A 7,919-nucleotide genomic window follows, 5' to 3' on the forward strand; every position below is an offset into this window, starting at 1 on the left:
ATGATGGTGAATTAAAAAGTATTGTAGGAGGCTGGCTTTTATCAATAGATAATAGAACAGAAGAAGATTATTTAGTTCCATTAGATGAAATAACTTTAGCTGATACATCTTTTTACATCTATGCTGATGGGGTGCATTTTGTATGGCCTATATATACTATAACTCCTTATATTTTAGGTGAGACAGAAATAGTTTTGAGCTTTAATCAAATTAGACCATTCATAAAAGATGAATATTTATATATATTAGAATAATATTATAAACATTTAAATGAATTATCAGAGATTTTCAATTTCTGCAGTTTCCTTATTTGCTTTATTGTATAATAATAATTGCTATAATCTTTTAATTCATAATAGCAAATAGATAAGCAGCATAAGGTATTTATAAAAGGTTCTTTTGATATATTTATCTGGGCATTAAAATTTTCTATAGCATTAAAATAATCTTTTACTGACATATATGAAAGTCCAAGATAGTAATATATATCAATATCTTTTTTATTTGCTTCTTTTGCTTCTATAAGATTTTTTAAAGCATCTTTATATTTAAATATTCTGTAATATGATATTCCAAGCCATAGCTTTGAATAATAATCATTGTTATTTAATTCTATTGATTTTTCTAAATATTCTATAGATTCTTTATATTTGCCTAATTTATTTAAGCATATCCCTGTTAATTTTAGATTTTCAGAATCCTCGCTATTTATATTTAAAGCATTAAAAAAATATTTCAATGCTTTTTGATATTCAAATAAATTATAATAAGAAGAAGCAATCCATCTATGTATATTATGATTAGCAGGGGATAATTCCAATGCCATTTTTAGATATTTTATTGCATTATAATATTGTCCTAAATTATTATAAGAAGCTCCTAAATAGAAAAAATAATAATAATGTATGTCTGTTTTATTTTTTATAGCTATATTAAATGCTTCTTCAAAATATTTAATAGCTTCTTCATATTTTTCAAGCATATATAAAGAAATTCCTGCTCTGAAATAGTATTTTGAATTTTCTTCTATTTCTATTAATTTTATATATACTTCAAAAAGGCTTTGATAGTCTTTATTTTGATAAAATTCTTCTGCTTTATCTAAATAGTATTCTTTATCCATATTATTTGTATTTTTAATTATACAAAACTGCGTTAAATTGTCAAAATATTTTTACTATACTAATTAAAAATTAAACCTTTATATTCCGAATATATAAATACATATAAAAATTTATTATTAGAAGAATAATATGGCTATAATAGAATTTAACATACCAACAAAAATAACATTCGGAGTCGATTCTCTTGATTGTTTGGCTGAAACAGTAAAAAAATACGGCGGAAGAACTGTATTAGTTACAGATGGAGGTTCATTCAATCAAACAGGATTAGTAGATCAAATAATTAATAAATTAAATGATAATTTTATTAATGTAATGGTCTATTCTGAGATAAATTCAACAAGTACAAGCGATGCTGCTGATATTATCGCTAATTTAGTAAGATATAGTAAAGCAGAATCAATAGTAGCTGTTGGAGGTTTTAAAATACAAAATACGGCTAAAGGTGCTGCTGTAGTTGTAACTAATAGCGGAGAGGCCTCAGATTATATTAATGGACAGCCGGTATATCATAAACCTCTGCCTGTTATAGCTATACCCACAATTTTGGGTTCTTTATCAGAAATATCTACTGGTATGTGTTTGTATGATAAATATGATGAGGTTAATAAGCAGAACAATGAACCTAATGTATACACTACAAATTGTATAATAGACCCTAGTCTTTATGCTACTGTTCCTGTAAAATATACTATAAGCAGTGCATTATCTGTATTTGCTTTATCTTTTGATATATATATGAGCAGTACGCTTACAGGAATAACAGAACCTTTAATAATTCATTCAATGAAAACAAGTATGCATGGTTTGAATAAGCTTATAACAGATAGCAATAATATAGATAATATAAGTATTTTAGCCAATGCTAATATGTTATGCGGAGTATCTGCTTGTCATAGTAATTTGGGAGCTATAAGAGCTTTATCTATAGCAGTTAATAGTGTTTATGCTGTTAATAAATCAATGATATGTTCAATACTGCTTCCTCATATAATGGAATATTATATTACAGTTGCTGCAGATAAATATACTGTATTAGCAAGCTTTATAGAAGGCATAGATCCTGAAATGACACCTTTTGAGATAGCCAGCCAAAGTGCTCAGTATATAAAGAAATTTTTGCATAATATTAATTTGCCTACAAGATTAAACGAAATAAATGTTGATAGAAGCAAATTTGATAAAGTTGCAGATTTGGCATTACAATATCAAGGTATGGATAAGCTTCCTAGAGCAATGAATCATGATTCTATTATGACTATATTAGAACAGGCATATTAATTTTCGCTTTTTGGGGCATATTTATAAGGATTCTTATGTAATGCATCTATGAGCTTTTTGTTAGGCTTGTAATCTGTTATACTAGGAAGAGTTTTATAAGGCAAAAGAGGGGAGTTATAGCTTTCTGCATATTTATTATATGCTAAGCATAATAAATGCTCTAGATTTATAGTATCAAGCAGATTATAATGTATAAGCGAATCTATTGCTGTTTCGTCTTTAGTATCTAAATAATAATTCCATAATAAAACGGCAGTATACCCTGTGACACCTTCCATGTCATCTCCGCGGGAAATTCCAATATCTTGTTCTATTTTTTTTAATCCGCCCGTATATCCTAAATCTTTAAGTAAAAAGCGTAAATCTATTTGGGCACATTTAATTGTTGTGGCAAAGTATCTTTCTAAAAATGGTATATCAAAACAAGAACCATTAAATGTTACAACTATAGAATAATTTTTTATATAATCTAAAAAATCATTCTCATTTCTTCCATGTACAAATACTTTTACTTCTTTTCCGTCATAGCATCCTATAACTGTAATACTTGCTTTAGAAGGCTTTATGCCTGTTGTTTCTATGTCTAAAAATACAGTTTTATCCATAAAGAATGGATATAATCTATATAATATAGGGGCAGGAAATCTTTTTAAAAAATAGCTATAGTTTTTAGATTTATAATTGTAAATAGATCTAGGCAATTCTTCTTTTAAAGCATCTCTAATACTTTTAGGCATTGCATAATAATCTATATTTTGTAATGTATCTTCCCAGTCTACAGCACCTTCTTCCCATAATAAACTTTCTTTTTTTGGGCCAATTCCTTCTATATGCTGATATGTTCTTTTTAATAAATCCACATAATTACCCTTAATGTTTTTACTTTATTTATCCTATTATTTTCTTTTCCATTTAACACCTTGCGGAGTATCCATTATCTCTATTCCCATAGATAATAGTTCATTTCTTATCTCATCAGCTTTTTGATAATTTTTTTCTTTTTTAGCAAGTGTGCGTTCTTCTATTAATTTATTTATTTTATCTTCATCTTCATTTTTATTATCATTCATTTTAAAACAATTTATTATATTATTTACTCTCTCTATAAATTTTAATATATTATCTCTAGTATCATTGTTTATAGAGTCAAAAGATGTATTTACAGTTTTCACAAGAGTAAATAACACACCTAATGCTTCAGATATATTCAAATCATTATAAATAGATTCTGAAAACTTTTCATTAGCATTTTCTACTTCTTTTAATACATTATCATTAATTTCATTTGACTGAGTATTATTTATATCTTTTAATCTGAATACTAAATCATTAACTCTGTCAATAGCACTTTGCGATTGTTTAATACCTTCTATTGTGAAATTTAATTGTTTTCTATAATGAGAGTTTATAAGCGAATACCTTATAGCCTCCGGAGAAAGTCCTTTATCAAGCAAATCTCTTAAAGTATAGAAATTTCCTTTAGATTTAGACATCTTTTCACCATCAACTATTAAATGTTCACAGTGAAGCCAATAATTAACAAATTTTTCATTAAAAGCAGCTTCATTTTGTGCAATTTCATTTTCATGATGAGGGAATTTATTATCAACCCCTCCTGTATGTATATCAAAATGTTTTCCCAAATATTTGCAGCTCATGGCAGAACATTCTATATGCCATCCAGGTCTTCCTTTACCAAAAGGAGAATCCCAATATACATCGCCGTCGCCTTCTGTATATGCCTTCCACAGTACAAAGTCGCTTGCATTTTCTTTGTCATACTCATCATTTAAAACACGTCCTGAAGCTCCTTCTAATAATTCCTGTTTATCTAAATTTGCAAGCTCTCCGTATTGAGGAAAAGTGCTTATTTTAAAATAAACAGAACCGTCAGCTTCATAAGTATGACCATTCTTTTTTAATAATTCTATAATATCAATCATTTCTTTTATATGATCTGTAGCGGCAGGATTAACAGTTGCTTTTTTTATACCTAATTTTTGTATATCTTCAAAAAAAGCCTCTTTATATTTTTTAGTATATTCATTTAATGAAATATGATTTTCTTTAGAATTTTTTATAGTTTTATCATCAACATCAGTTAAATTCATTATTAATTTAACATTGTATCCGTAATCTTCTAATACTCTTCTAAGCAAATCGCTGAAAACATAAGCTCTAAAGTTTCCTATATGTGCATAATTATATACCGTAGGTCCGCATGAATACATACCAACTTCATTAGAATTAATAGGTTTAAATACTTCTTTTTCTCTAGTTAATGAATTATAAAATATTATCTCTTTCATATATAAAATTATTCCTTAAAATATTATTAACATTGTACTTAAAAGACTTTATTTGTCAAGATTGAATATGTATTTTTTGTACATATAAAAAATGAAAATCCCTCTTAAATTAAGAGGGATTTTAAAATAAAATTATTTTCTAAATATAATACTTAATAATAAAAAAATTATATATTTTTATTTTTTCTTATTACAACAGTAGCCTGACTTTTATATTTAGATATTAAGCTTTTCAGGTCTTTTTTCTCCTTTTCTTCTGTTTTTGCCATTATTTAATTCCTCCTTGAATAATGAATAATGTTAGAAGTCGCCGTCTCTCCATACCTTAAAGTCAGGATAGTCCAGCTTTTGGGATTTATCTTCATACCATTTGCAAACAGCAGCTGACATGTTAATAACATAGAAGTTAAATTCAGTTTTCCATCCGTCATTTTTAAATTGTGCGAAAGATGGTATAAATTTATTGTAAATAGATTCATATATATTTTTTTGTTCTTTTTCTGTAGGTATATTATTGTCTTTTATTGCTATTCTTAATACTAAATGAATAGACATGCATGATAGGGTAGAGGTTACTTTACTGTATTCATTGAATATTTGATCATCACTGAAATTTGATGATAAAGTGTCCATCCACATTTTAATAATATTTCCAAGTGCTTCCAATTGTTCCGGTTTGGCATTTTTATCTGTAACTATTTTGGCATAATTTTCTGCTAATTGCATAAAAGTCATAGTTGAATTATCATCCGATATGGATATGTCGGCTACATCATCTATTTGCATAGATTGAACCATTGTCTTATAATCAGTTTGAGCATTAGCTTCAATGTTAATTAAAAAAATAAACATTACAGATAATAAAAGATAAAAATATTTTTTCATAATAAATATTCCATAATAATTTCGTCTATTTATTATCGTCATTAATCATTTTGTCAATACACTTTATTTTTATTTATGAAGTTATTAATTATAATTTTTTATTTTTATAGAAATAGTTTTATAAATTATTGATTTAATAAAAAATGTATTTTTACAATAATAGACATTGTATTTTTTGTTTTTTTAGTATATAGCAGCTTTATTTAATTAATTTTCTCAGAATCTAATTTTGCAATCCATTCAAACACTCTTTGAAGTATATTTTCACTGTCCATATCCTCAAAAAATATACCATTTACTAAATCATTATGATATATTTTTTTATTATGAAAGATAATGCATTGTGCTAAATTATTATTGAAACTGTTGATTTTATTAGAGAAATTAATAGCATTTTCTACTTCGCATACAGGATCAATTTCAGAATGTACGCATAATACTTTTGTTTTTTCTGTTCCATCAACATGCCAATAGGGGTTAGCCAATTCTCTGTTATAGTCTTGTTCAAATAATTTATCAAGCATAGGAGATATTCTTTTATTAGTGCATACATTTAAGTCTATAGGTCCACCTAAAGATACATATCCTTTGAATATATTTGAATCTATATTATACTTTTTATGCATTTCTTTATTATATACTAATAAAGCCCCTAAATGAGCACCGGCAGATGAACCCATTACTATTATATTTGAATAATCAATATTTTTTTCTTTTAACGCACTTAATCCTTTGCTGAATCCTTCAAATATATCATCTATTTGGCATGGATATTTATATTTTGGAGCCAATCTATAACCTAAAGAAATACAGTTAAAACCTTCTTTTGCTATACGTCTTCCTACAAATCTGTATAAATCTGCATTGCCTTCTTTCCAGCCTCCTCCATGTATATAAACTATTATATCTTTTGATAGTTCTGTTTTTTGCGGAAAATACAATATATACTGTCCTTTAAGTTTTCCGTATTTAATTTTTTCAGGTTTTATTTTTTTATCAGCTTTAAGAAAGTTTATTGCTATACTAGGATAAGTTAAATATTCACCTATCATATTTTTAGATCTTTTTTTCTCATCCATAATAGATTCCTTACAAAGAGTTATGTACTATAAATTATAGTAAAATAATATTCGTTTGTCAAAATATTAATTTATTTAAAAATAAAAATGCTGCAAGTATATTAAATACTGCAGCATTGACTTTTTATAAATATTATTTTTTATTCTTCTGTATTTTTTCTTTTTCTAGGAGAAGAAGGTTTTTTAACAGCTGTTCTTTTGGCTGTTTTTTCTTCTTCCTCATTTGTATCTTTTAATTGAAATTCTTTTTTAATAGGCTTAATAGGAGTATTAAATACTTCTTCTTTAACACTTTTTACCTCGCCCTCCTGATAAGCTGAAGGATCTTCAAGTTCATCAGTACCTCTTTTAGGATCTTTACCTGCATAAACTAACTTATCTTTAACTTTATCTAATTTAACTTCGCATATTCTTTCAATATCTTCTATGTCAAGAGATTCTTTTTCAAATAATTCTCTTGATAAAGCTTCAAATTTATCAGCATTTTCAGCTATTAATTTTTGAGTTCTTGCATATGCTTTCATTACAAATTTATGAACTTCTTCATCTATCTTCTGAGCTGTTTCTTCACTATAATCTTTATGTCTTGCAATCTCTTTTCCTAAGAAAATAGGCTGTTCTTTTTGTCCGAAAGATATAGGTCCAAGTTTGCTCATTCCCCATTCGCATACCATTCTTCTAGCAAGTTCTGTAACTCTTTCTATATCATTGGAAGCACCTGTAGTAACAGAATCTTCTCCGAATTTAAACTCTTCTGCAACACGTCCTCCAAGAAGCAAAGACATTTCATCAATAGCCTTTTTTCTTTGAAGAGTATATCTTCCGTCAGAAGGCAAAGTCCAAGTAGCACCTAAACTTCTTCCTCTAGGAACTATAGTTACCTTATGTAAGGCATCAGTATTTTGAAGAAGCACAGCCATTAAAGTGTGTCCTGCCTCATGGTATGCAGTATTAAGTTTTTCTTTTTCACTTATTAAAATGCTTCTTCTTTCAGGACCCATCATAACCTTATCGCGGGCCTCTTCAAAATCAGGAAGTTCAACTCTTGATTTATCATTTCTAGCAGCTATTAAAGCAGCTTCATTAACCATATTAGCAATATCCGCACCTGAAAAACCAGGAGTAGCTCTTGCTAAATGGTACAAATCTATAGAAGGATCATGCTGTATTTTAGAAACATGAACTTTAAATATTCCCTCTCTTCCTTTAACATCAGGCAAATCAACTACAACTTGTCTGTC

7 protein-coding genes and 1 pseudogene are annotated in these 7,919 nt (G+C 27.3%); 2 read left to right on the top strand and 6 right to left on the bottom strand.

Annotation, left to right across the window (positions count from 1 at the left end; translation table 11 throughout):
- A partial coding sequence (locus Q0J90_RS12945) for a DUF3298 domain-containing protein (RefSeq protein WP_297278305.1) occupies positions 1 to 254 on the top strand: 254 nt, incomplete at its 5' end.
- 2 nt (positions 255 to 256) lie between these two features.
- Here Q0J90_RS12945 and Q0J90_RS12950 read toward each other — a convergent pair.
- On the bottom strand, positions 257 to 1,123 hold the full coding sequence (locus Q0J90_RS12950; protein WP_297278306.1) for a tetratricopeptide repeat protein: 867 nt from the start codon (positions 1,121 to 1,123) through the stop codon (positions 257 to 259).
- A 130-nt stretch (positions 1,124 to 1,253) separates the two neighbouring features.
- On the opposite strand from Q0J90_RS12950, the gene Q0J90_RS12955 reads away from it, so the two are divergent.
- Positions 1,254 to 2,405 carry an iron-containing alcohol dehydrogenase gene (locus Q0J90_RS12955; RefSeq protein WP_297278307.1) on the top strand — a complete coding sequence of 384 codons (1,152 nt, stop codon included), beginning with the start codon at positions 1,254 to 1,256 and terminating at the stop codon, positions 2,403 to 2,405.
- Here Q0J90_RS12955 and Q0J90_RS12960 read toward each other — a convergent pair.
- From Q0J90_RS12960 to Q0J90_RS12980, 5 genes and pseudogenes are all read right to left on the bottom strand, one after another.
- Entirely contained in the window at positions 2,402 to 3,265 is an 864-nt protein-coding gene (locus tag Q0J90_RS12960) for a ribonuclease H-like domain-containing protein (protein WP_297278308.1), read from the bottom strand. The two genes, Q0J90_RS12955 and Q0J90_RS12960, sit on opposite strands and share 4 nt — an antisense overlap.
- A 36-nt stretch (positions 3,266 to 3,301) precedes the next feature.
- Entirely contained in the window at positions 3,302 to 4,714 is a 1,413-nt protein-coding gene (gene cysS / locus Q0J90_RS12965; RefSeq protein ID WP_297278309.1) for a cysteine--tRNA ligase, read from the bottom strand.
- 300 nt (positions 4,715 to 5,014) lie between these two features.
- Entirely contained in the window at positions 5,015 to 5,599 is a 585-nt protein-coding gene (locus Q0J90_RS12970) for a hypothetical protein (RefSeq protein ID WP_297278310.1), read from the bottom strand.
- A gap of 203 nt (positions 5,600 to 5,802) precedes the next feature.
- On the bottom strand, positions 5,803 to 6,678 hold the full coding sequence (locus Q0J90_RS12975) for an alpha/beta hydrolase fold domain-containing protein (RefSeq protein ID WP_297278311.1): 876 nt from the start codon (positions 6,676 to 6,678) through the stop codon (positions 5,803 to 5,805).
- Positions 6,679 to 6,818: 140 nt separating this feature from the next.
- Positions 6,819 to 7,919, bottom strand: a pseudogene (locus Q0J90_RS12980) (cell division protein FtsH); the annotation flags it as partial.

Origin of the sequence: uncultured Brachyspira sp., from assembly GCF_944390595.1 — a bacterium.
GTDB lineage: Bacteria > Spirochaetota > Brachyspiria > Brachyspirales > Brachyspiraceae > Brachyspira.